The organism is Mycolicibacterium sediminis (genome assembly GCF_010731735.1).
GTDB lineage: Bacteria > Actinomycetota > Actinomycetes > Mycobacteriales > Mycobacteriaceae > Mycobacterium > Mycobacterium sediminis.
Window position 1 is genome coordinate 1358132 of record NZ_AP022588.1, and the last position, 22386, is coordinate 1380517.

Consider the following 22386-nt stretch of genomic DNA (forward strand, 5'->3'; position numbering starts at 1 on the left):
GGGTCAGAAGCGGTCGCGGCCGCGGTCCCGATCGTCGCTGGTGGGGAAGTACTCGGAGAGCGCCGCGGCGATCTCGATGAACTTGCGGCGCGTCGCGGGCGCCATCTCGGCGGTGCGGCCGATGACGCCACCCGGCCGGAGGTGCCCGTCGAACGGCACCTCGACCACCTTCTGCCCCTGGCCGGCGAACTGCTGGGCCAGGATGCCGCGGGTGCGCTTGTCGGCGTGCCCGTCGGAGTCGTTGAGTACCACCACGGTCCGCTGCAGCAGGGTGGTGAGGTTGCGCGAGGCGAGCCAGTCCAGCGTCTGACCCGCCGCGGCGGCACCGTCGACCCAGGGCGACGACACCACGATCATCGCGTCGAGGTCGCGCAGCACCTCCTGGGTGACCGGGGTGTCCATGGTCGAACTGCAGTCGACGATCGAGATCGTGAAGTACCGGTCCAGCCGTGCGGTGGCTTCGCGGTAGATCGCGGGGTCGAGCACCCGCCTGCGGGCGGGGCTGCCCTCACCGGCGAGGACGAAGAGCCCGGCCGCGTTGTTGCCGACGCGGCTGCGGACGTCGGCGAACGTCTCGAGGTGCTGGTCGGCCGCGAGTTCCCAGTAGGAGCCGATGGCCTTCGGGTCGACGCGGCTGCCCAGCTTGCCGAAGGCGGTGTCCGCGTCGATGGCGACGACGCGGTCGTCCTGGCGCAGTTCGGCGAAGACCGACCCGATGCTGGCCGACACCGTGGTCTTGCCGACGCCGCCCTTGCCCATCACGCCGATCTTGAAGTGGCCACGAAGGACGCCCCTGATGCGCGCCTCCATCTCGGCCTCCTGGATCTCCTCCGGCGACTGCCCGAGGTTGACCAGGCCGAACGTCGCGCGGAACACCGCGAGACGCCAGCCGCGTGACGGCGGCGTGCGCTTGGCCGGGACGAGGTCGCCCGCACGGATGCGGTCGGCGTACGACCCGGGCGGTGGCGGCGGCGCGCTGCGGGGGTCAGGCCCGTAGGGCTGTCCGGGCCAGGCTCCCTGTGGTGGCGGACCCTGCGGCGGTGGGCCCTGCGGGGGCATGCCCGGGCGGGGCGGCCGCGGTGGCTGCTGCGGGGGTGGCGGTGGCGGTGGCTGCTGGGACCACCCGTGCTGCTGCTGCCCCCACGGCGGCTGGTGGCCCGGGAACTGGCCGGTGTCGTGGCGCTGGCTTGGGTCGCGCAGCAGCCCGGGCGGCGGACCGTACCGGGGCGGCGGAGGTGGGGGCGTCTGCGACGGCGCGGCGGGATCCTGGCGCTCGGGCTCGCGGGGGGACGACGCATCGGCGCCCTGCTCCGGCACGAGGCCCTCGTGCTGTGGAAGCTCCTGGGTCGGGACGAAGTCGACGGGTGGCCGGCTCGGCGGCGGTGCCGGGGGCGGGGTGAACGCCGGTTCGGCGGGAGGCGGCTCGTAGTCGGTCTCCTCGGGTCCCGTCCAGCCGAGCTCTCTGCGCAAGGCGTCGTCGCGGTCGCTCACGGCACCGGGCTCCTCTCCTCCTCGGACGCTCTCCAGACGACGCGACGGTCGACCTTCGGATCAAGTATCAACCACGGACCGGACGGACAGGAGTGCTCACTCCGCCGAGTCGCGCGACCGCAACGGGATGGCAGACACCGAAGAAGCGCGGGGGCGAACGGTCGTCGTCGACGGGCCGCGAGTGTGCGCACGAGGAGCCTGGGCCGACGGCCGGGCGTCCGTCGTACGTCCCGGAACACCGTCGGAATCCGAAAGTAGCCGATCAGGGCGGGTTTCCGGGCCCTTCCCGAGGGTGAACTTGGTGCGGATGCGGGTGCTCGACCGCTGGTAACGTCGCTGTCGGCCAAGGGGACGGGGTGAGTGCGGGTGCGGGGAGACGTGACGGACGACGGCTCGGCCGTGCTGTCGGTGGGCGGGGTCGGCAAAGAACTGATCGAGAATGCCGACGACGTGGTGCGCGGTGTGACGGCGGCCGGGAGGCAGCTCCACGGGCGGGGAGTCGTCGGATTCGTCGAGCGCGCGCGGACGCCGATCCTCAGCGGGGGACAGGTCACGATCGCCGGGATGCGGCGCACCACGGGCGTCGGCGATCCGGATGACGGCGAGCGCTTCGGCGCGGGTTCCGCACGGTTCGACGAGGCGGCGACGACGCTGTCGGCCGCCTACCCGGACGACTCGTGGACCGGCGCCGCATCGGACGCCTACGCGTCCTCCACCTCCGGCCAGACCGGCCGCGCCGACGCCGTAGCCGAAGCGGATCGGTCCGTGCAGGCCGTCCTCGTGCGCGAGGCGGGACAGATCGTCGCCGCGCGACGGACGCTCGACGATCAGAGCGACTGGCTCGGCGCCGTGTCGATGCTGGTCGCCGCGACGCCGTTCGTCGGCGAGGGTGCGTCGGTCGCCGTGGAGATCGCCGCCGTCACGAAGGCGCTCGGGACGTGCACGTCGCACCTGGCCGAGCTGACCCAGCAGGTCGACGCCAATGCAGCCGAGATCCGGCGAGCCACCGATCGCTACGAGGACGCCGTCGGCGAGCGGTCGCCCGCCGATCCCATCCCCGACGGCCCGCCGCCACCCGGCGACGAGGAGAAGTCTCCGGAGGAGACCACCGATCGAGACCCGGCCCCCGACGACGACGTGACCGGCGACGACGTGACCGGCGCCAGCCCCTCTGCCGGCGCCAGCCCCTCGAGAGGTGGTGGCCCCTCGGTGAGCGCCGCACCCGAACCGACGCCCGTCGTCCCACCCGTCCAGGTCGCACCGGCCGGGGCCGTCGCGCCGCCCGCACCGATGCCCGCCCAGATGCCCGCGGCCATGCCCGCGCCGCCGGTTGCCGCGCCCGCCGCCGCCCAGACCGGCACTGGAACGACGACGCAGCTCGCGTCGATGGTGAAGGCCATGGTCGACCAGGCGATGGACGAGAAGGCGCGGCAGGAGGCCGCCGAGGAGGCTGAGCGGGAGGACGAGGCGCGGGCCAAGGACTCCGACGGCGACGGCATTCCGAACGTCGACGACGACACCGACCATGACGGCGTCTCCGATGCCGAGGACGACGAGAACGGCGACGGCGTCCTCGACATCGAGCAGGACCGCGACGGCGACGGGCGGCCCGACACCGCGGCAGGGCCGGGCCCGGACGCCGCCGACGGTGGGCGGGAGGCCGTGAACCATCCGGATGCGCGAATCCTCGCCGACCCCGGCGTAACGGTACAAAGATAGGTAGGAGGAGGGGGTTTACGATGTCGAGCGGTGTGCGGGTCATGACGGCCCACCTGCGGCAACTGTCCGCCGCCCAGCGCCGGGCGGCGGCCGAGATCAAGTCGGCCACCGGGGTGACGCACGGCGTCGACGAGTCGGTCCGCGTCAGCCATGGCGTCATCGCCTGGTCGACCGCGAACGCCGTCGAGTCGGCGAACCGGGTGCGACGCGCGACGGGGCGGTCGATGGAACGGGCGTCCGACGCGCTGGGGGACGACCTCGGGACCGCCGCGGGCCGCTACGACGACACGGACCGACGCACGGCGGGCCGGATCGCCGGCTTGCCCGCGCACGCACGGTTCCACTAGACGAGGGGGGAAGATGACGAGTTCCTACGGCACCAACCACGGCGGCACGCACGTCGACGACGTCGTCGCGGTCGAGTTGACCATCGACGGCCTCCTGGTCGTGGCGGACAAGCTCAACCTGATGGACTTCCCGCCCTCGATGGGAATCCGGCCCAACATCCCGATCCCCGAACTCCGCGACATCGTCTGGGAGCAGGTGACGCGGGACCTGACGGCCCAGGGCGTGCTCGACGTGTTCGGCGAACCGCACGCCGAGGTCGCGGCGATGCTCGACACCCTCAGCCGCGCCGATCGCACCCTCGAAGGCAGGTGGTGGCGCCGCGACGTCGGTGGCAAGATGATCCGCTTCACCGTGTGCCGCAAGGGGGATCGCCATGTCGTCGCAGCTCGGGACGGGGATCTGCTGGTCCTGCAGCGCGTCGCACCCCAGGTCGGGCTGGCCGGGATGGTGAACGTCGTCCTGGGCGCCGGAACCCCCGCCGACGTCGAGCCGCTGACGGGTCAGGCGAGCCTGCTGGGCGAGTCGGCGACGGCGAACGAGCTGGGCCGTTTCGGCATCGCGCCGCCGTCCGCACGCATCTATTCCGATGCGATCGCGGCACCCAACAGCTGGGTCGAGATCACCGCGATCGAGCGGCATCCCGGCGGCACCGTCACGAACACCGACGTGGCCGCGGGCGTCCTCGACTCCCGCCACGGGCGCATCGTGTCCATCCCGCGACGGGTCAACGGTGACCTGTACGGCAGCTTCCTCCCGGGGACCAAGGAGAACCTGCAGCGCGCGCTCGACGGGTTGCTCGACTTCCTGCCGTCCAAGGGGTGGTTCGACAAATCCGAGACAGACGCCTACGCCGACTGAGCACGGACGGAGACACACCACTGGTGGACGACCACTCGCCTCACCACTTCGACGACGAGCAGGACGACTACGACGACCTGTCCTCGTTGGACTTCTCCGCGCCCGGAGACGAACTCGCCGGTCTGGACGACTACGTCAACTACCCCGCGGTCGACGACGAGGCGGTCCACTCCGGTCAGGACGACGAGGCCTGGCCGGTCATGGCCGTCTCGGCCGACCCGGTGTCCGACGAGCCTCCGGTCCCGCTGTTCACGGTCACCAACCCTCCCGGCACCGTGACCGTGTCGGCGTTCCTCGACGGCCGGATCAGCCTGGTCGAACTGTCCCCGCGCGTCACCCGGATGAGCGAGTCGCAACTCGCCGACGAGATCGTGGTGATCGCCGGGCTGGCCACGCAGGATGCCCGGTCCGCCCAGTACGCCTTCATGCTGGAGGGCATGCGACAACAGGGCCACGACGACGCCGCCACCCGTGACTTCCTCCGACGAGACCTCGACCTCCCGTCCCCCGAGGACGCCGACCGCACGCGCGCGTCGGTCTTCTCGACCCGATATGCAGGTGACCATGACTGACCAGTTGGCAGGACTCTTCGGCAGCGCCGTCGGAATGCTGGGCAATTCCCCGGCCCGCGCGTTGGAACTCTTCACCGAGATCACCTCGTACGACGAGACGGCGTGCGACGCGTGGGTGGGCCGCATCCGGTGCGGCGACACCGACCGCGTGACGCTGTTCCGGGCCTGGTTCTCGCGGGGCAACTTCGGTCAGCTGGCGGGTGCCGCCGAGATCTCGATGAACGCCGTCAATGCGCGGGTGCCGATCGGCGGGCAGTTCGGCGACATCACCTATCCGGTGAACTCACCGCTGGCCCTCGTGATGGGCTTCGCGGTCAGCGAGGCCAACGGCGGCAACTACGCCGACGCGATGGAGGCGCTCGAGGGCGCGCAGTCGGCCGGTGCCGAGCACCTCGTGTCCTGGATGAAGGCGGTCGTGTACGCCGCGGCCGAGCGGTGGACCGACGTCATCGACGAGGTGCGCGGCGCGAGCAACTGGCCGGACAAGTTCCTCGGTGCGGCAGGCGGCGTCGCCCATGGGGTGGCCGCCGCCAACCTCGGCCTGTTCACCGAGGCCGAACGCCGTCTCACCGAGTCGAATTCATCCCCGGCGGGCGAGGCGTGCGCGACGGCGATCGCGTGGTACCTCGCGATGACGCGGCGCAGCCAGGGCAACGAGGAGTCCGCCATGGCGCTGCTCGAGTGGCTGCAGGCCACCCACGCGGAGCCCAAGGTCACTGCCGCACTTCGTGATCCCGCCTACCGGATCACCACCACCACCCCGGAGAAGATCGCGTCGCGCACGGATCCGTGGGACCCGGGCAGCGTCGTGGCCGACACGTCGGGCAGGGAGCGGTTGCTGGCCGAGGCGCAGGAGGAACTCGAGCGTCAGATCGGCCTCGCCAGGGTCAAGGATCAGATCGAGAGATACCGTGCCGCAACGCAGATGGCGCGGGTGCGGGCGGCGCGGGGCATGAAGGTCGCCCAGCAGTCCAAGCACATGATCTTCACCGGCCCGCCCGGTACCGGCAAGACGACGATCGCCCGGGTGGTGGCCAACATCCTCGCCGGCCTCGGCGTGATCGCGGAGCCCAAGCTCGTCGAGACCTCCCGCAAGGACTTCGTCGCCGAGTACGAGGGCCAGTCCTCGGTGAAGACCGCCCGCACGATCGACAGGGCGCTGGGCGGTGTGCTGTTCATCGACGAGGCGTACACCCTGGTGCAGGAGCGCAATGGGCAGGCCGACCCGTTCGGCACCGAGGCCCTGGACACGTTGCTGGCCAGGATGGAGAACGACCGCGACCGCCTCGTCGTCATCATCGCCGGCTACGGCAACGACATCGACCGCCTGCTCGAGACCAACGACGGCCTGCGCTCCCGCTTCTCCACCCGCATCGAGTTCGACTCGTACGCACCCGAGGAGATCGGTGAGATCGCGAGAGTGCTTGCTGAGAACAATGATTCGGTGCTCAGCGAGGAGGCGGGCAAGCGGATCTTCGAGGCCGCGACGCTGCTGAGCCAGCGGACGCTCAACAACAAGCCGGCGCTCGACATCGCGGGCAACGGGCGGTACGCGCGGCAACTGGTCGAGGCCGGGGAGCAATACCGGGACATGCGGCTGGCCAGGTCGATGGACTTCGAGAACCTCGGCGTCGAGCAGCTCAGCGAGATCGGTGGACAGGACATGGCCGATGCCATCGATGCCGTGCACGCGCGACTGAACATCAGCGGTTAGGGCAGACGACGTCATGGCAGGTTTCAGACTCACCACCAAGATCCAGGTCAGCGGCTGGCGCTTCCTGCTGCGCCGCGTCGAGCACGCCATCGTGCGGCGCGACACCCGCATGTTCGACGATCCGCTGCAGTTCTACAGCCGCGCGGTGTCGGCGGGCATCATCCTGGCCGTGGTGATCTGTCTGGGCGCCGCGCTGCTCGCCTACTTCAAGCCGCTCGGCAAGCGCAGCGGCGACACGCTTCTGGTCGATCGAACCACCAACCAGCTCTACATCGTGATGCCGAACAGCGATCAGCTGCGCCCGGTGTACAACCTGACGTCGGCGCGCCTGGTGCTGGGCAACGCGGGCACGCCGTCGGCAGTGAAGTCCGAGGAACTCAACCGCATGTCGAAGGGACAGCCCATCGGCATCCCCGGTGCGCCGTATGCGACGCCCGTGAGTGCGGTCGGCGAGTCGACGTGGACGCTGTGCGACACCGTCACCAAGGCGGAAAGCGTTGCGCCGACCATCGATACGTCGGTCATCGTGCTGCCGCTGACGACCGACTCGACGGTCGGCGTGATGCGTCCCGACCAGGCGATGCTGGTCACCTACGCCGGAGACGACTGGCTGGTGACCGCCACCGGCCGGCATGCGATCGACCTGTCCGACCGCGCCGTCACCTCGGCCGTGGGCATCCCCGTCACCGCGAAGGCCACCCCCATCTCGGAGGGCCTGTTCAACGCGCTGCCCAACGTGGGGCCGTGGCAGCTGCCCGCGATCGCCGCCGCGGGTGCGCCCAACGGTGTCGGACTGCCGGCGAACCTGGTGAACGGGTCGGTGTTCAAGACCGTCACCGAGTCCGGTGAGCAGCTCTACGTGGTCCTGACCGACGGCGTCGCGAAGGTCAACGACACCACCGCGGCGGCGTTGCGCGCGACCAACTCCTACGACCTGGTGGCGCCGCCGGCCATCGAGTCGAGCGACGTCGCGAAGATCACCGAGCAGGTCTTCGTGTCGCCGCTGCCGGACAAGCCGCTGCAGACGCTCCAGCGTCAGGAGACCCCGACGCTGTGCTGGGCGTGGACGCGGGAGGCGGGTTCGCAGGCGCCGAAGTCCAGCGTGGTCGTCGGCCGCCGGCTGCCCATCCCGGCGACGGCCATCAACAACGGCATCGACCAGATCGGCGGTGACTCGACCGTCTACATCAACGGCGGACAGTTCATCCGCCTGCAGTCGCCGGACCCGCGGTACGGCGAGAGTCTGTACTACATCGACCCGCAGGGCGTCCGCTACGGCCTGCCCAACGAGGAGACCGCGGGCACCCTGGGCCTGTCGGGGCCCGTCACCGCGCCCTGGCAGGTGGTCAGCCTGCTGGTCGACGGACCGGTGCTGTCGAAGGAGGCGGCACTCCTCGAGCACGACACGCTGCCGGCGGATCCCGATCCGAGGCCAATCCCCAACGGCAAGAACGGCGCTCAGCCCGCCGCCAACACCGGAGGTCCCCGATGACCACGAAGAAGTTCACGCCCACCATCAAGCGTGGTCCCCGGTTGACGCCCGGCGAGATCAACGTGACGGCACCCGACGACCTCGGCGTCGAGATCCCGCCGTCGGGCATGCAGAAGGCGCTGCCCTACGTCATGGGCGGCTGCATGCTCGGCATGATCGCGATCATGATCTTCACCGGCGTTCGGCAGCTTTCGCCGTACATGCTGATGATGCCGCTGATGATGGTCATGGGCACGGTCGGCATGATGGCGGGCGGCGGCTCGGGCGGCAAGAAGGTGCCCGAGATCAACGCCGACCGCAAGGAATACCTGCGCTACCTCGCCGGCTTGCGGACCCGGGTCACCTCGTCGGCGGCAGCACAGGTCACGTTCTTCAACTACCACGCACCGCATCCCGACGACCTGCTGTCGCTGATCGGTACGCACCGGCAATGGTCGCGTCAGGCCAGCTCGGACTTCTACGCCGCCGTGCGCATCGGCCTGGGCACCGAACCGGCCGTCGACCGGCTGCTGAAGCCGTCGGTCGGTGGCGAGCTGGCAGGCCCGCAGGCCGCCCCGCAACCCCACCTCGAGCCGGTCAGCCACATGTGGGTGACCAAGTTCCTGCGCACCCACGGCCTGATCCACGACTGCCCGAAACTCGTTCAGCTGCGCACCTTCCCGACCATCGCGATTGGTGGCGACGGCGACTCCGCGGGGCTGCTCACCGCGATGATCTGCCACCTGGCGGTGTTCCATCCGCCGGACCTCCTGCAGCTGCGGGTGCTCACCGACAACCCCGAGGACCCGCAGTGGTCCTGGTTGAAGTGGCTGCCCCACACCCAGCACCAGACCGACACCGACGCCGCGGGCGCGACGCGCCTGGTGTTCACCCGTCCCGACGGGCTCTCGGACCTGACGGCGCGCGGACCGCACACCGCCGACTCCGCACCCGCCGGTCCCTACGTCGTCGTCATCGACCTCACCGGCGGCAAGGCCGGGTTCCCGGTGGACGGCCGCGCCGGCGTCACCGTCATCACCCTCGGCAACCACCGCGGCTCGGCCTACCGCATCCGCGTCGACCCGAGCGGTACGGCCGACGACCGGCTGCCCAACCAGACGTTCCGGCTGGTCACCAGCACCACCGACACGATGACCTCCGGCCAGGCGGCCCGCATCGCCCGCAAGCTCGCGGGGTGGTCGATCACCGGCACGATCATCGACAAGAGCACGCGGGTGCAGAAGAAGGTCGCCACCGAGTGGCACCAGCTGGTGGGCGCGCAGACCATCGAGGAGGTCACGCCCAACCGGTGGCGGATGTTCAGCGACACCGACCGCGACCGCCTCAAGATCCCGTTCGGGCACGAGCTGAAGACCGGCGACATCCAGTACCTGGACATCAAGGAGGGCGCGGAGTTCGGCGCCGGTCCGCACGGAATGCTGATCGGGACAACGGGTTCCGGCAAGTCGGAGTTCCTGCGCACGCTGATCCTGTCGCTGGTCGCCACGCACCACCCCGATCAGGTCAACCTGCTGCTGACCGACTTCAAGGGCGGATCGACGTTCCTCGGCATGGAGAAGCTGCCGCACACCGCCGCGGTGGTCACCAACATGGAGGAGGAAGCCGAACTCGTCAGCCGCATGGGCGAGGTGCTCTCCGGTGAACTCGACCGGCGCCAGTCCATCCTGCGACAGGCGGGCATCCAGGTCGGCGCGGCGGGCGCGCTGTCCGGCGTCGCGGAGTACGAGAAGCACCGCGAGCGTGGGGCGGACCTCGCCCCGCTGCCGACGCTGTTCGTGGTCGTCGACGAGTTCGCCGAGCTGCTGCAGAACCACCCGGACTTCATCGCACTGTTCGACCGCATCTGTCGCGTCGGCCGGTCGCTGCGCGTGCACCTGCTGCTCGCGACGCAGTCGCTGAACACCGGCGGCGTGCGCATCGACAAGCTGGAGCCGAACCTGACGTATCGAATCGCGCTGCGTACCACCAGTTCCGCGGAGTCCAAGGCGGTGATCGGCACGCCGGAGGCGCAGTACATCACCAACAAGGAGAGCGGTGTCGGGTTCCTGCGCGTCGGCATGGAGGACCCCGCGAAGTTCAAGAGCATCTACACCGGCGAGCCATACGTCCCGACCGCATCCCTGTCGGACAACGGTGACGCGGCGCCCAAGCACGCCGCGGTGAGCCGCGTGCACATCCGGCCGTTCACCGCCGCGCCCATCGCCGAGCCGGTGATCTCGTGACGACGATGGACCCGGAACAGCGGGTACTGCGCGAGGTCGTCCTCAACCAGTTGGCGATCGGCGAGGTCCGCGCCTACCGGATGTGGTTGCCGCCCTTGACCGATCCCACGCCGGTCAACGAACTCGTCGAGCGCGACCAGCGCCAGCCGTTGCGCTTCGGGCTGGGCATCATGGACGAGCCGCGCCGGCACCGGCAGGAGGTCTGGGGCATCGACACGTCGGCCGCGGGCGGCAACATCGCCATCGGCGGAGCGCCGCAGACCGGCAAGTCGACGTTCCTGCAGACGCTGATCCTGTCGGCCGCTGCGACGCACACCCCGCGGACCGTGCAGTTTTACTGCATCGACCTCGGCGGCGGCGGTCTGATGTACCTCGAGGACCTGCCGCACGTCGGCGGCGTCGCGACCCGGTCGGAGCCCGACCGCGTGAACCGCGTCGTGGCGGAGATGAAGGCCGTGCTGCGCGGCCGTGAGGCGATGTTCAAGCAGCACCGCGTCGGTTCCATCGCGACGTACCGGCAGCTGCGCGAGGATCCGAGTCACCCGGCGTCGGCCGACCCGTTCGGCGACGTCTACCTCGTCATCGACGGGTGGCCGGCCTTCGTCTCGGAGTTCCCGGACCTCGAGCCGGTGGTGCAGGACATCGCCGGCCAGGGCCTGGCGTTCGGCGTGCACACCATCATCTCGACGCCGCGCTGGACTGAGCTGAAGGCGCGCGTCCGCGACTACCTCGGGACGAAGGTCGAGTTCAGGCTCGGTGACGTCAATGAGACGCAGATCGACCGCATCACCCGCGAGATCCCGGCCAACCGGCCCGGCCGAGCGGTGTCGATGGAGAAGCACCACCTGATGATCGGCGTCCCGCGCCTCGACGGCGTGCACAGCGCACAGGACATGGTGCCGGCCATCACCGAGGCGGTGGCGCACATCGCGTCGCTCACCTCGGTGCAGGCGCCGCAGGTCAGGGTGCTGCCCGAACGCATCTACCTACACGACCTCGACCCGAACCCGCCGGGACCGGAGAGCGACTACCGCACCAGGTGGACGGTGCCGATCGGGTTGCGCGAGTCCGACCTCTCGGTCGCGTACAACCCGATGCACTCGACGCCGCACATGCTGATCTTCGGGGCGCCCAAGTCGGGCAAGACGACGATCGCTCAGGCCGTCGCGAAGGCGATCTGCTCGCGCAACGACCCGTCGCAGGTGCGGTTCATGTTGGCCGACTACCGGTCGGGCCTGCTCGACGCGGTCCCGCAGAGCCATCTGCTGGCCGCCGGCGCGGTGAACCGCAACAACTCCTCGCTCGAGGAGTCGATCAAGGCGCTCGCGGTCAACCTGCAGAAGCGGCTCCCACCGCCGGACCTGACCACCGCGCAACTGCGTGCCCGGTCCTGGTGGACCGGTCCGGACATCGTGCTGCTCGTCGACGATTGGCACATGATCGTCGCGGCCGGCGGCGTGATGCCGCCGATGGGTCCGCTCGGTCCGCTGCTCCCGGCGGCCGCCGACATCGGGCTGCACATCGTCGTGACGTGTCAGATGAGCCAGGCGCATCGGGCGACGATGGACAAGTTCGTGGGTGCCGCATTCGGTGCCGGATCCCCCACGATGTTCCTCTCGGGCGAGAAGACGGAGTTCCCGTCCAGCGAGATCAAGCTCAAGCGCAGGCCCCCTGGCCAGGCATTTCTCGTGTCGCCGGAGGGCAAGGAGGTCATCCAGGCCCCCTACGTGGATCCCCCCGAAGAAGAAGTGTTCGCAGCACCTCCAGAGGCCCGGTAATATTCAACGCAGTCATTCAGCAACGCTGACGAATAGAAGTCAGCAAACGGGTCGGGGGATCACATGACGGGGATGGGTAAATCTCGTAATGCCGCCGCTTCGGTTGCTTCCCAGTGTGTTCGGAATTGATGAGGAGAATCCGCTAATGGAACCCATGTCACACAACCCCGCTGCAGTCGGCGTCGGAGCCCAGGTGGTCGCGAATGGCGTGCGTGGTCTCGCCGGTGGTACTGCCGCAACGGCCGAGGTCACGGCACTCGCGCCGGCCGGTGCGGACGAGATTTCGCTGCAGGCCGCGATGGCGTTTGCCATGGAGGGTGCCTCGACCCTCGCGCTCAACGCCCTCGCTCAGGAGGAGCTGTCGCGCACCGGCGCCGCCTACATGGAAATCGCCAGCGTTTACACGACGGTCGACGGCGAGAACGCCGCCGTCCTGTCGTAATAACGACATCAACTCCGTGAGCTGAAAACGAGTTTCTAGCAAATCATGGTCGCTATCGCTGCTATTCCCACGATGCTGTGGCATGCCGTCCCTCCGGAGGTCAACACCTCACGGTTGATGATGGGTGCCGGGCCGGTGCCGATGCTGCAGGCTGCAGCAGGGTGGGAAGCGCTGGCGATTCTGCTGGAGACGCAGGCCGACGAACTCATGTCGAGCCTGGCGGCTCTGACCAGTGCGTGGTCGGGATCGGCGAGTGAGCGGGCGGTCGCGGCGACGATGCCGTTGGTTACGTGGCTGCGGACCACGGCGATGCAGGCGCAGAAGCGCGCACTGCAGGCGTCGGCCCAGGCGACGTCCTACACCGCGGCGTTGACGACGACGCCACCGCTGGCGGAGATCGAACAGAACCACGTGACGCGAGGGGTCCTGCACGCCACGAACTTCCTCGGGGTCAACACGGTCCCGATCGGGATGAACGAGGCGGACTACTTCGTCCGGATGTGGAATCAGGCGGCGGGCGTCATGGACGCCTACCAGGCAGAGACCACGGCCAACACGTTGTTCGAGCCGATCCTCCCGGTCAAGCCCGTCGTCATCCCCGGGGTGGGCGAGAGCGCGGTGGCGACGGCGTCGGCTCAGACCGCGGCAATGGCGCCGGGGGCACTGGTCCGGGAGATGTCGATCGCCTCGGTGAGCACGAGGGCCAAGCTCGAGTCGGTGGCACTGACCGCCGGCCGCATGTCGGCCATGGGGAACCAGGGCAGCACGCAGGCGCAGAGTCAGGCGCAGAAGGCCGAGACCACTGCGCAGCAGAACCCGATGCAGCAGGGCACCCAGATGGCGATGCAGGTCGGGTCGCAGCTGGGGCAGATGGCGATGCAGCTGCCGCAGCAGGGCATGCAGATGGTTACGCAGCCGCTGCAGCAGCTCACCGGCCCGCTGCAGCAGATGACGTCGATGTTCAGCTCGATGGGCAATTCGGAACCCGCCCAGATCGGACTGATCGGGGCGAGCCCGTTCTCGAACCATCCGCTTGCGGGCGGGTCGGGGCTGAGTTCGGGTGCCGGGCTGGTCAGGGCGGCGTCGCTGCCCGGCATGGGTGGCTCGATGGCCCAGACGCCGCTGATGGGCAACCTGGTCGGCAGCACCGAGAAGGCGCCGGTGGGCGCCGGAGCCGGCTCCAGTGGAGCGGGTCTCGCACCGGTCAACGGCGCGGGTGGTGGGGCCCCGATGGGCCACATGGCCCAGCAGAAGAAGGGTGGCGGCAACAAGCAGGGCTTGCAGGCGCCGTCACCACTCACTCAGGACCTGAGTGAGGACGAGGGCGACGACTGGTGAGTCGTCTCTCGACAAAGACTTCCCGGCCCAAGGGGGCGGAAGGACTCGCCATGTCCCATGGTGAGGACACAGGAAAAGAGAAAAGGTAAACACCGATGGCACAGATGAATACCGATGCCGCTGTCCTCGCCAAGGAGGCAGCCAACTTCGAGCGCATCTCCGGAGAGCTCAAGGGCGTCATCGCACAGGTCGAGTCCACCGCGGGCTCGCTGGCCGGCCAGTGGCACGGCCAGGCCGGTACGGCCGCCCAGGCCGCGCTGGTCCGTTTCCACGAGGCCGCTCAGCAGCAGATCACGCAGCTGAACGACATCTCGAGCAACATCCACCAGTCCGGCACGCAGTACACGTCGACCGACGAGGATCAGACCTCGACGCTGTCGTCCGCGATGAACATCTGACCTAGCTCAAACAGACACGGAAACGGAGAAAATCAACATGGGTGAACAGCTGTGGAACTTCGCAGGCATCGAGGGCGGCTCCGGCGAGATCCAGGGATCCGTCGCAACCACCGCAGGCCTGCTCGACGAGGGCAAGCAGTCGCTCGGCGCACTGGGTGCAGTCTGGGGCGGCTCCGGTTCGGAGGCCTACCAGGCCGTGCAGATGCGCTGGGACGAGGCGTCGCTCGAACTGAACAACGCGCTGCAGAACCTGGCGCAGACCATCGGCGAGGCGGGCCAGACCATGGCGCAGACCGAAGCCGGCGTCACCGGGATGTTCGCGTAGCACCACGAAGCGCGAAGGTGGGCGGGTTGGCCTCGATATCTGGTTGGATTCGTCTGACTGAGGCCCTCCCGCCCACCTCACTTCGTGTTTCACCATCTTCGATCAGCTGAGGGGTTTCCATGTCGGCCGACTATGACCGGCTCTTCCACTCGTCGGACCCCGCCGAAGCGGGCGACGACGAGACGACGACCGTCGACCCGAAGGCCGTGCAAGCCGCACTGGCGGCTTCGGCGACCCCGATGCCCACCGGCACCGGACGCACCGCGCCGCCGGCCGAGCCGATGCCCGTGACGCCGACGGCCACGCAGTCGAGCACGCCGCCGCCGCGCGCCAGCGAGGTGACCAGCCAGATCCCCCCGACCCGCGCCGCGGGCCCGCAGCACGGCGCGCAGCCCAACGGCATGATGCGGTCGCCGCAGTCCCAGGGCCAGCAGGGTGCGCGCTACGAGCAGCAGTTCGCCGCGCCTCCCGCGCAGCAGCAGCGCCACGCGCCTCCGCCCGCGCCGTCGCAGCACTTCCTCGACCAGACCGACAACCCGGGCGCGTGGACGGGCGGTCAGCCCGCCGTCGCGTCCGCCGCGTCGATGGGCAACCACCGTGCGATCGACGCCCTGTCCCACGTCGGGGTCCGCTCGGCGGTCAAGATGCCGTCGCAGAAGGGGTGGCGTCGCTTCCTCTTCCTGCTGACGAGGATCAACGTCGGCCTTTCGCCCGACGAGTTGTACGAACTCGACCTGTTCGCGCGCATCCGCAGGAACGCCCGCGACTCGTACCAGATCGGCGTGTTCGGTCTCAAGGGCGGCGTCGGCAAGACCGCGACCACCGTCGCGCTCGGTTCGGCGCTGAGCAAGATCCGCGGTGACCGGATCCTGGCCGTCGACGCCGATCCCGACGGCGGCAACCTCGCCGACCGCGCCGGCCGGCAGTCGGCGGCGACCATCGCGGACCTGCTGTCCGACAAGGAATTGGCGCGCTACAACGACATTCGCGCGTACACCAGCATGAACACCTCCAACCTCGAGGTGTTGTCGTCCGACGAGTACAGCGGCGCCCGTCGCGAGTTCAACGAGGAGGACTGGTCCGCCGCCGTCGGCATCGTGTCGCGGTACTACAACCTGGTCCTCGCCGACTGCGGCGCCGGTCTGTTCCAGTCCGGATCGCGCGGCGTGCTGTCCACCGTGTCGGGGCTTGTGATCGTGGCGAGCGCCTCGATCGACGGCGCGCGGCAGGCCGCCGTGACCATGGACTGGTTGCGGCAGAACGGTTATCAGGATCTGCTCGGCCGGTCCTGCGTGGTGATCAACCACGTCGTCCCGGGCAAGCCGAACATCGACGTCGACGACCTCGTCCAGCAGTTCGAGCGTCACGTTGCGCCCGGCCGGGTCATCGTCCTGCCGTGGGACAAGCACATCGCCGCGGGCACGGAGATCCAGCTCGAACTCCTCAGTGACACGTTCCGACGCCGGATCGTGGAGTTGGCCGCAGCGCTGTCCGACGACTTCGACCGGCTCGAACGGCGGTGACCACCACCGCAGCCGCACCCAGCACGTCGGGCGTGACGTCCGGGCGGCCGTCGACCACACGGGTCACGATCCTGACCGGCAAGCGCATGACCGACCTCGTGCTGCCCGCGGCTGCACCCGTCGAGACCTACATCGACGAGACGGTCTCCGTGCTGGCCGAACTGCTCGAGGACTCCCCGAAGGACGTGCTCGCGGGCTTCGACTTCAAGGCCCAGGGCGAGTGGGCGTTCGCGCGTCCGGGTGCCCCGCCGCTGAAGGCCTCGGAGTCGCTCGACGAGGCCGGCATCGTGGACGGGTCGCTGCTGACGTTGGTGTCGGTGAGCCGCACGGAGCGCTACCGGCCGCTGGTCGAGGACGTGATCGATGCGATCGCCGTCCTCGACGAGTCGCCGGAGTTCGATCGCACCGCGCTGAACCGGTTCGTCGGCCTGGCCGTCCCGGTGGTGACGCTGGTTCTGACGATCGCGGTGCTGCGTGCGTGGTCGGCGACCGGGCACAGCTGGTGGTGGACGGCGGCCATCGGACTGCTCGGCCTCGCCGTCCTGGGCGGCAGCTTCCTCGCCAAGAACCGGTACGGCAACGTCGCCATGTGCGAGAGCCTGCTGGTCGCCGCGGCGCCGCTGTTGGCGGGCGCCGCCGCGCTGGCGGTCCCGATCCCACGGGGCATCGAGGGCCTGGGGGCCCCCAACGTCGCCGGTGCATCCGCGGTGGTGCTTCTCATGGTGCTGGCGACGCGCGGCGGTCCGCGCAAGCGCGCGGAACTGGCCTCGTTCCTCGCCGTGTCCGCGGTCGCGGTCACCGCCGCGGCGATCGCCTTCGGCTACGGGTGGGCGTTCTGGGTTCCGGCCGGCGCGATCGCCTTCGGTCTGATGGTCGTCACGAACGCGGCGAAGCTGACCGTCGCGGTGGCGCGCATCGCGTTGCCGCCGATCCCGGCTCCCGGCGAGTCCGTCCACAACGACGAACTGCTGGATCCGGTGTCGACGCCGAACCCGTCGGAGGAGGAGACGCCGACGTGGCAGGCGATCATCGCCTCGGTGCCGGAGTCGGCCGCGCGGCTGACCGAGCGCAGCCACCTCGCCAAGCAACTCCTGATCGGCTTCGTCAGCGCGGGCGCGCTGGTGCTGGCCGCCGGAGCCGTCACCGTGGTGGTGCAGGGGCACTTCTTCGTGCACAGCCTGATCGTCGCAGGACTGGTGACGGCAGTGTGTGCGTTCAGGTCGCGCCTGTACGCCGAACGGTGGTGTGCGTGGGCGCTTCTCGCGACTGTCGTCGTCATCCCCACGGGCGTGGCGTTCCGGCTGTGCAACTGGGATCCCAGCGGCGCGTGGCTGGTGCTGATCGTCTATGCGGCGCTGGGCGGACTCGCGCTGATCATCATCGGTGCCACTGACAGCGTGCGGCGCGTGTCGCCGGTGACGAAGCGAATCCTCGAACTTCTCGACGGCATCGCCATCGCCTCGGTGATCCCGCTGCTGCTGTGGATCGCCGGCGTGTATGACGTGCTGCGGAACCTGCGGTTCTAGGAGTGGTGTGACATGGGTGTGGGCAACAGTGCAGGCGGCAACATCCTCCGGGTAGATCCGGAGATGCTGTCGCGCTTGGGAAACGACCTCCAGACGTCGGCCAAATCTCTCCCCGACCCACCCGCCGAGTTCAGCGTGACGGGCTCTGACGCGCTGTCGATGGCAATCAGGGGCAAGGTGTCCGAACTCGAGACGCCCATCATCGAGGGCCTGCCGAAGGTGAAGGCGGCAGCCAGCGAGACGGCGGGGAACATCATCGCCGCTGCGCAGAAGTACCTCGGCACCGACGAGGACCTCGCGTCGAAGTACGAGCAGCACAGGTTCGATCAGACCGGCTCGGGTGGCGGCGGTGCCGGCGCCGGTGCTGGTGGTGGGGGAGCCGCTGCCGGTGCCGGTGCCGCCGCTCAGGCGGGCGCTGGTGCAGGCGCGTCGGCGGGCGGCGGCAGTGACGTGATGAGTCAAATGATGGGCATGGCGGGCAAGGCGGCCGAGATGCCGCAGCAGGCCATGGGCGCACTCGGTGGCGCCGTCGGCGGTCTGACGCAGGGCGCGCAGCAGGGCGTGCAGCAGATCAGTCAGATGGCGGGCAAGGGCGGCGAGGGAACCGGTAAGGCCGGGGCGGAGACGCCTCCGCAGGATCCCGCGCCAGATCAGAAGAGCGCCGAGGAGCGTGCCGCAGAACAGCGTGCTGCCGAGGAGCGCCGCGAGCGCGAGAAGCACGAGGCCGCCGGCGGTCAGCATCGAAGCGATCGGGCGCCCGTTCAGCCTGCTCCGCAGTCGGATTCGGCCGTGCCCGACCAGAAGCCTTCGGGCCCGCGGCACGCCGCGCCGGATTCGACGATCAGTTTGTAGGTGGGACTTCGGGGCTGGATGGGGTCCGGGCCTGGCGTCACCTCGATCCATGCTTTGGCTTGGGGGTTATTTCAGGCATGCGCCGCCTGCCGGTCCATCCGCTTGCCACCCGCTCGCCCTGGTCCGCCATAAACGGCGCACACGAAAGCCTGCCGCCCACGGCGACTTATCGTCTGCCGAAACACGACGGCCCGCCGACCAACTGGATCGGAACAATCCTTTGTCCCCGATGAAGACCTCGGGCTACCTCAGCCTCGCGTTCATCTTCGCCATTCTGATGGGCGGCGGCGGTTTCACCGCTATCTGGACGGCAATCTGGTTTGCCCGAGGCAGCCTCTTGACGGCAACGCTTTGCTCGGGCGCCTCACTGTTGCTTTTCAGCATTCTGTTTCATTTGGCCTTTCCCTTAACGGGAGCAGCGCATCCAAGAGCCGAACACGGAGCCGGAGGCACCACAGTCCGTCCGCAGAGATACGCGGATCGAATCTTCAGCGCCGGTCTCCTGACGGGCGTCTTGTCGGCGATTGCCTTCCTCGTATTCTCGCAATTCGGATTGGTCGACTTCATTCCGTCCAATGTGAACGGATTGGTCATGCCGGCCGCGTGCATCTTCTACGTCGTCTATGGGGTCCCGACTCTCTATCGCAGTGCCAAATATCGTGACGGAAAACACCTGCGCTTGAATCCGGAAGGTTTCGAAGTCTGGGACAGTCAGTGGAATTCATACGCACGTCGGGCCTGGGACGATGTCGAACAAATCCGCGATCACCCGCTCAAGGGCAGGACATCATTCACCGAGATGATCGTTTTCGTCCTCCCCAAGAACCGCAGCGCAAAGCTGGGCTCCGGCACGATCACCGCGAACAGTGACGCGCTCCTTCAGTGGACGCGGTTCTATTGGCAGCATCCCGAATACCGTGACGAACTGACCGACGCACGCGCCCTTCAGCGGCTGCATGACGAGAAGTTCACCGTGCAGTGACTGCCCGTATCCGGATTTGACTGACAGCGACGGCACTTGTCGTGCTCCTGATGCTGACGACGACGACGACGACCGGCTGTGCCGTCGACGGGCGCCCGGGCGCAACGAATTGCCCACCGCTGCGGTATTGGGGTTGCCGCAGCAGTCGCTATTCGCGCTGCCGATGCGGCGTCAACCGTTGCCGGGCTGGAGGATTGGCGCAGCCGCACTCGGATTGGATTCGAACGCCCACATCCGCTACTCAACGATCCGCAACGCTGGGGACCGTGCCGCGTTCCTCGCGATGACCACGCTGGACTGGTTTGTCAATGGCCAGATTGAAGTATCCGCTGGTGGCCAGATAAATGTATCCACCCCGTGCGGTGATTCCTAGGTTGGTGTGGGGTGCTCCTTCCGGTGGTGGGCGTCTTTCATGCGGTAGGACTGGCCGTCGGTGATGACGACGGTGGCGTGGTGCAGCAGCCGGTCGAGGATGCTGACCGCGGTGGTCTGCTCGGGAAGGAATCGGCCCCATTGTTCGAAGGGCCAGTGCGACCCGATGGCCAGGGAGCGGCGTTCGTAGGCTCCGGCGACGAGTCGGAACAACAGCTGGGTGCCGGTGTCGTCGAGCGGGGCGAAGCCGAGTTCGTCGAGGATGATCAGGTCGACTCGCAGTAGTGATTCGATGATCTTGCCGACGGTGTTGTCGGCAAGGCCGCGGTAGAGGGTCTCGACGAGGTCGGCGGCGGTGAAGTAGCGGACCTTGAGTCCGGAGTGGATCGCTGCGGTTCCCAGGCCGATCAGGGTGTGGGACTTGCCGGTGCCGGCTGGGCCGATGATCGCCAGGTTCTGTTGAGTCCGAATCCATTCCAGGCTGGCCAGGTAGTCGAATACCTTGGGCTGGATCGAGGAGGCGGCCACGTCGAAGCCCTCCAACGTCTTGGGCACCGGGAATGCTGCGGCCTTGAGTCGGTTGACGACGTTGGAGGCGTCGCGGGCCGCCAACTCGGTTTCGATGAGGGTGCGCAGGACTTCCTCGGGGGTCCAGCGTTGAGTCTTGGCGGTGATCAGTACTTCGGGTGCGGTGCGCCGCACCGCGGCGAGCTTCAGACGGCGCAGTCCGGCGTCGAGGTCGGCGGCCAAGGGCGGGATTGACGGTGGGGCAACGGGTTCGGTGCCGATGACCGGCGGCCGCTTGGTCACGGGTTCACCTCGCCGTCGGCGACGGTCGGGGTGATCTTGTAGGCGTCCAGCGACCTGGTCGGGGCCACCGGCAGGTCCAGGATCAGCGCATCGCCGGCGGGGCGGGGCTGGGGTGTTCCGGTCCCAGCGGCGAGGATGGAGCGCACGTCTGCGGCCCGGAATCGTCGGAACGCCACCGCCCGGTGCAGCGCGGCGACGAGGGCGTCGGTGCCGTGGGCAGCGCCCAGGGCGAGCAGGACCTCCAGTTCCGAGGCCAGGCGGGTGTTGCCGATCGCCGCAGCACCGACCAGGAACGCCTCCGCGTCGGCGCCGAGGGCGCAGAACTGCTTCTCGACGGTGGTCTTCGGGCGCGGCCCACGGTTTGGTGCCGGCCTGGGTCCGTCGTAGTGGTCGTCGAGGACCGAGACGCCACCGGGGGCGACGAGGTCGTGTTCGGCGACGATCACCCCGGTGGCGGGCTCGAGCAGGCGGATCTCGTGGTGATCGACGATGACGGTCACCGTGGTCCCGATCAATCTCATCGGCACCGAGTAGCGGGCCGACCCGTACCGGATGCAGGACAGGCGGTCGACCTTGCGTCGCACCGAGGGAGCCCCGATCTGCAACCGTAGCGATGGAAGTGGTTGCAGCAGTTCCCGTTCAATCATCAGTCGCTCGTCGGGAATCGCGCAGATCTGCGAATGCACGGCCGCGTTGACTTCCGCGCACCACACCTCGGCCGCGGCGTTCGCATCGCGCACAGTGATCGGCTTCCCGGTGACGGCGGCCTCGGTCAACAACGGCACGGCCAGATCGTCCTGGGCGTAGCCGCACAGGTTCTCCACGATGCCCTTGGACTGCGGATCACTCGCGTGACAGAAATCCGGGGCGAACCCGTAATGGGATGCCAGTCGTACGTAGTCCGGGGTGGGGACGACGACGTTGGCCACGACGCCGCCTTTGAGGCAGGCCATCCGGTCGGCCAACACCCTCGCCGGGACGCCACCGGCGGCGGCCATGGTCTCGGCGATCAACGCTAGCGTCGTGGAGGCCCGTTCGTTGGTGGCGAAGCGCACGAACCGCCACCGGGAGAACGCCAGCACCGCGCAGAACAGGAACAAACCCGGTGCCGCTTGAGCCCAGTCGATCACCAGATACTCGCCCGGTTCCCATACCGCCGGGCGGCGACCGCGGTGATTCTCACTGCGCCACAGGAATTCGCCTCGGCGACGAGGCGGCGGAAGTTACGGTCGGAACCCGCGTATCCGGCGGCTCGGGCCTTCGGGAGCAATCGCTTCGCTGAGATCCGGCCGTGAGACTTCTCCACCCGTTCGGCCACCAACCCGGTGACCTCATCATAGTTGTGCGCGCGTTCGACCCGCGGGGCCGGCAACACCCCGGCCTGGCTGGCCTCGAACTTGTCCACGACACGTTTGACGGTCTTGTGGGTGGTGCCGCACTGATCGGCGGCGGCCCGATACGACCCGAGCTGTTGGTAGGCAGAAATGATGTCCATGCGGTCCTTCGCAGACTTCAATGGAACTCCCCGATGGTGACGATGACTGGTTGGCACCTTCACCGTCACCATCGGGGCCCGCAGTTCCTGATCGACACGACGAACACGGGGTGGGGACTTTTATCTGGC

Annotated in this window: 19 protein-coding genes and 1 pseudogene; 17 read left to right on the top strand and 3 right to left on the bottom strand. The window is 68.7% G+C overall.

Features of this window, described 5'->3' with window-relative positions; translation table 11 throughout:
• Nucleotides 1–3: 3 nt before the first annotated feature.
• Complete coding sequence (locus G6N64_RS06675) at nucleotides 4–1491, bottom strand: MinD/ParA family ATP-binding protein (RefSeq protein WP_163796163.1); 1488 nt, start codon at nucleotides 1489–1491, stop codon at nucleotides 4–6.
• Between the two features lie 378 nt (nucleotides 1492–1869).
• Between G6N64_RS06675 and G6N64_RS06680 the strand changes: the two genes are divergently transcribed.
• From G6N64_RS06680 to G6N64_RS06760, 17 genes are all read left to right on the top strand, one after another.
• The gene (locus G6N64_RS06680) at nucleotides 1870–3210 is read left to right on the top strand and encodes an EspA/EspE family type VII secretion system effector (protein ID WP_163796164.1); all 1341 of its coding nucleotides are present in this window, start codon (nucleotides 1870–1872) and stop codon (nucleotides 3208–3210) included.
• 20 nt (nucleotides 3211–3230) lie between these two features.
• Nucleotides 3231–3557 (top strand): ESX-1 secretion-associated protein, encoded by a 327-nt coding sequence (locus tag G6N64_RS06685; RefSeq protein WP_163796165.1) that lies wholly within the window; start codon nucleotides 3231–3233, stop codon nucleotides 3555–3557.
• Between the two features lie 13 nt (nucleotides 3558–3570).
• Entirely contained in the window at nucleotides 3571–4416 is an 846-nt protein-coding gene (locus G6N64_RS06690) for an ESX secretion-associated protein EspG (protein ID WP_163796166.1), read from the top strand.
• Nucleotides 4417–4439: 23 nt separating this feature from the next.
• The gene (locus G6N64_RS06695; RefSeq protein WP_163796167.1) at nucleotides 4440–4988 is read left to right on the top strand and encodes a YbaB/EbfC family DNA-binding protein; all 549 of its coding nucleotides are present in this window, start codon (nucleotides 4440–4442) and stop codon (nucleotides 4986–4988) included.
• Nucleotides 4981–6702: a type VII secretion AAA-ATPase EccA gene (eccA, locus tag G6N64_RS06700; RefSeq protein ID WP_163796168.1), complete on the top strand. Its 1722-nt coding sequence runs from the start codon at nucleotides 4981–4983 to the stop codon at nucleotides 6700–6702. The genes G6N64_RS06695 and eccA overlap by 8 nt, the downstream gene beginning before the upstream one ends.
• Nucleotides 6703–6715: 13 nt before the next feature.
• The gene (gene eccB / locus G6N64_RS06705) at nucleotides 6716–8194 is read left to right on the top strand and encodes a type VII secretion protein EccB (RefSeq protein ID WP_163796169.1); all 1479 of its coding nucleotides are present in this window, start codon (nucleotides 6716–6718) and stop codon (nucleotides 8192–8194) included.
• Entirely contained in the window at nucleotides 8191–10416 is a 2226-nt protein-coding gene (gene eccCa, locus G6N64_RS06710) for a type VII secretion protein EccCa (RefSeq protein ID WP_163796170.1), read from the top strand. Before eccB ends, eccCa begins: the two co-directional genes overlap by 4 nt.
• Before the next feature lie 5 nt (nucleotides 10417–10421).
• Nucleotides 10422–12194: a type VII secretion protein EccCb gene (eccCb, locus tag G6N64_RS06715; RefSeq protein WP_163801486.1), complete on the top strand. Its 1773-nt coding sequence runs from the start codon at nucleotides 10422–10424 to the stop codon at nucleotides 12192–12194.
• 145 nt (nucleotides 12195–12339) lie between these two features.
• On the top strand, nucleotides 12340–12636 hold the full coding sequence (locus G6N64_RS06720) for a PE family protein (RefSeq protein WP_163796171.1): 297 nt from the start codon (nucleotides 12340–12342) through the stop codon (nucleotides 12634–12636).
• A gap of 72 nt (nucleotides 12637–12708) precedes the next feature.
• Nucleotides 12709–13974, top strand: a complete 1266-nt coding sequence (locus tag G6N64_RS06725) for a PPE family protein (protein ID WP_163796172.1) — start codon at nucleotides 12709–12711, stop codon at nucleotides 13972–13974.
• A 95-nt stretch (nucleotides 13975–14069) separates the two neighbouring features.
• The gene (locus tag G6N64_RS06730) at nucleotides 14070–14372 is read left to right on the top strand and encodes a WXG100 family type VII secretion target (protein ID WP_163796173.1); all 303 of its coding nucleotides are present in this window, start codon (nucleotides 14070–14072) and stop codon (nucleotides 14370–14372) included.
• 37 nt (nucleotides 14373–14409) lie between these two features.
• Entirely contained in the window at nucleotides 14410–14697 is a 288-nt protein-coding gene (locus G6N64_RS06735) for a WXG100 family type VII secretion target (RefSeq protein WP_163796174.1), read from the top strand.
• 119 nt (nucleotides 14698–14816) lie between these two features.
• Nucleotides 14817–16220, top strand: coding sequence for a MinD/ParA family ATP-binding protein (locus G6N64_RS06740; protein ID WP_163796175.1), 1404 nt, complete (start codon nucleotides 14817–14819; stop codon nucleotides 16218–16220).
• On the top strand, nucleotides 16217–17746 hold the full coding sequence (eccD, locus tag G6N64_RS06745) for a type VII secretion integral membrane protein EccD (RefSeq protein WP_163796176.1): 1530 nt from the start codon (nucleotides 16217–16219) through the stop codon (nucleotides 17744–17746). Before G6N64_RS06740 ends, eccD begins: the two co-directional genes overlap by 4 nt.
• 12 nt (nucleotides 17747–17758) lie before the next feature.
• Nucleotides 17759–18598 (top strand): hypothetical protein, encoded by an 840-nt coding sequence (locus tag G6N64_RS06750; RefSeq protein ID WP_163796177.1) that lies wholly within the window; start codon nucleotides 17759–17761, stop codon nucleotides 18596–18598.
• A gap of 229 nt (nucleotides 18599–18827) precedes the next feature.
• Nucleotides 18828–19580, top strand: a complete 753-nt coding sequence (locus G6N64_RS06755) for a hypothetical protein (RefSeq protein WP_163796178.1) — start codon at nucleotides 18828–18830, stop codon at nucleotides 19578–19580.
• A gap of 16 nt (nucleotides 19581–19596) precedes the next feature.
• Nucleotides 19597–19953, top strand: coding sequence for a 9-bladed beta-propeller domain-containing protein (locus G6N64_RS06760; RefSeq protein ID WP_163796179.1), 357 nt, complete (start codon nucleotides 19597–19599; stop codon nucleotides 19951–19953).
• Here the strand turns inward: G6N64_RS06760 and istB are convergent.
• Together istB and istA are read right to left on the bottom strand one after the other, a co-directional pair.
• Nucleotides 19950–20762, bottom strand: coding sequence for an IS21-like element helper ATPase IstB (gene istB / locus G6N64_RS06765; RefSeq protein ID WP_174266768.1), 813 nt, complete (start codon nucleotides 20760–20762; stop codon nucleotides 19950–19952). The genes G6N64_RS06760 and istB overlap by 4 nt on opposite strands.
• A pseudogene (istA, locus tag G6N64_RS06770) lies at nucleotides 20759–22278 on the bottom strand (IS21 family transposase). Before istA ends, istB begins: the two are co-directional and overlap by 4 nt.
• Between the last annotated feature and the right edge of the window lie 108 nt (nucleotides 22279–22386).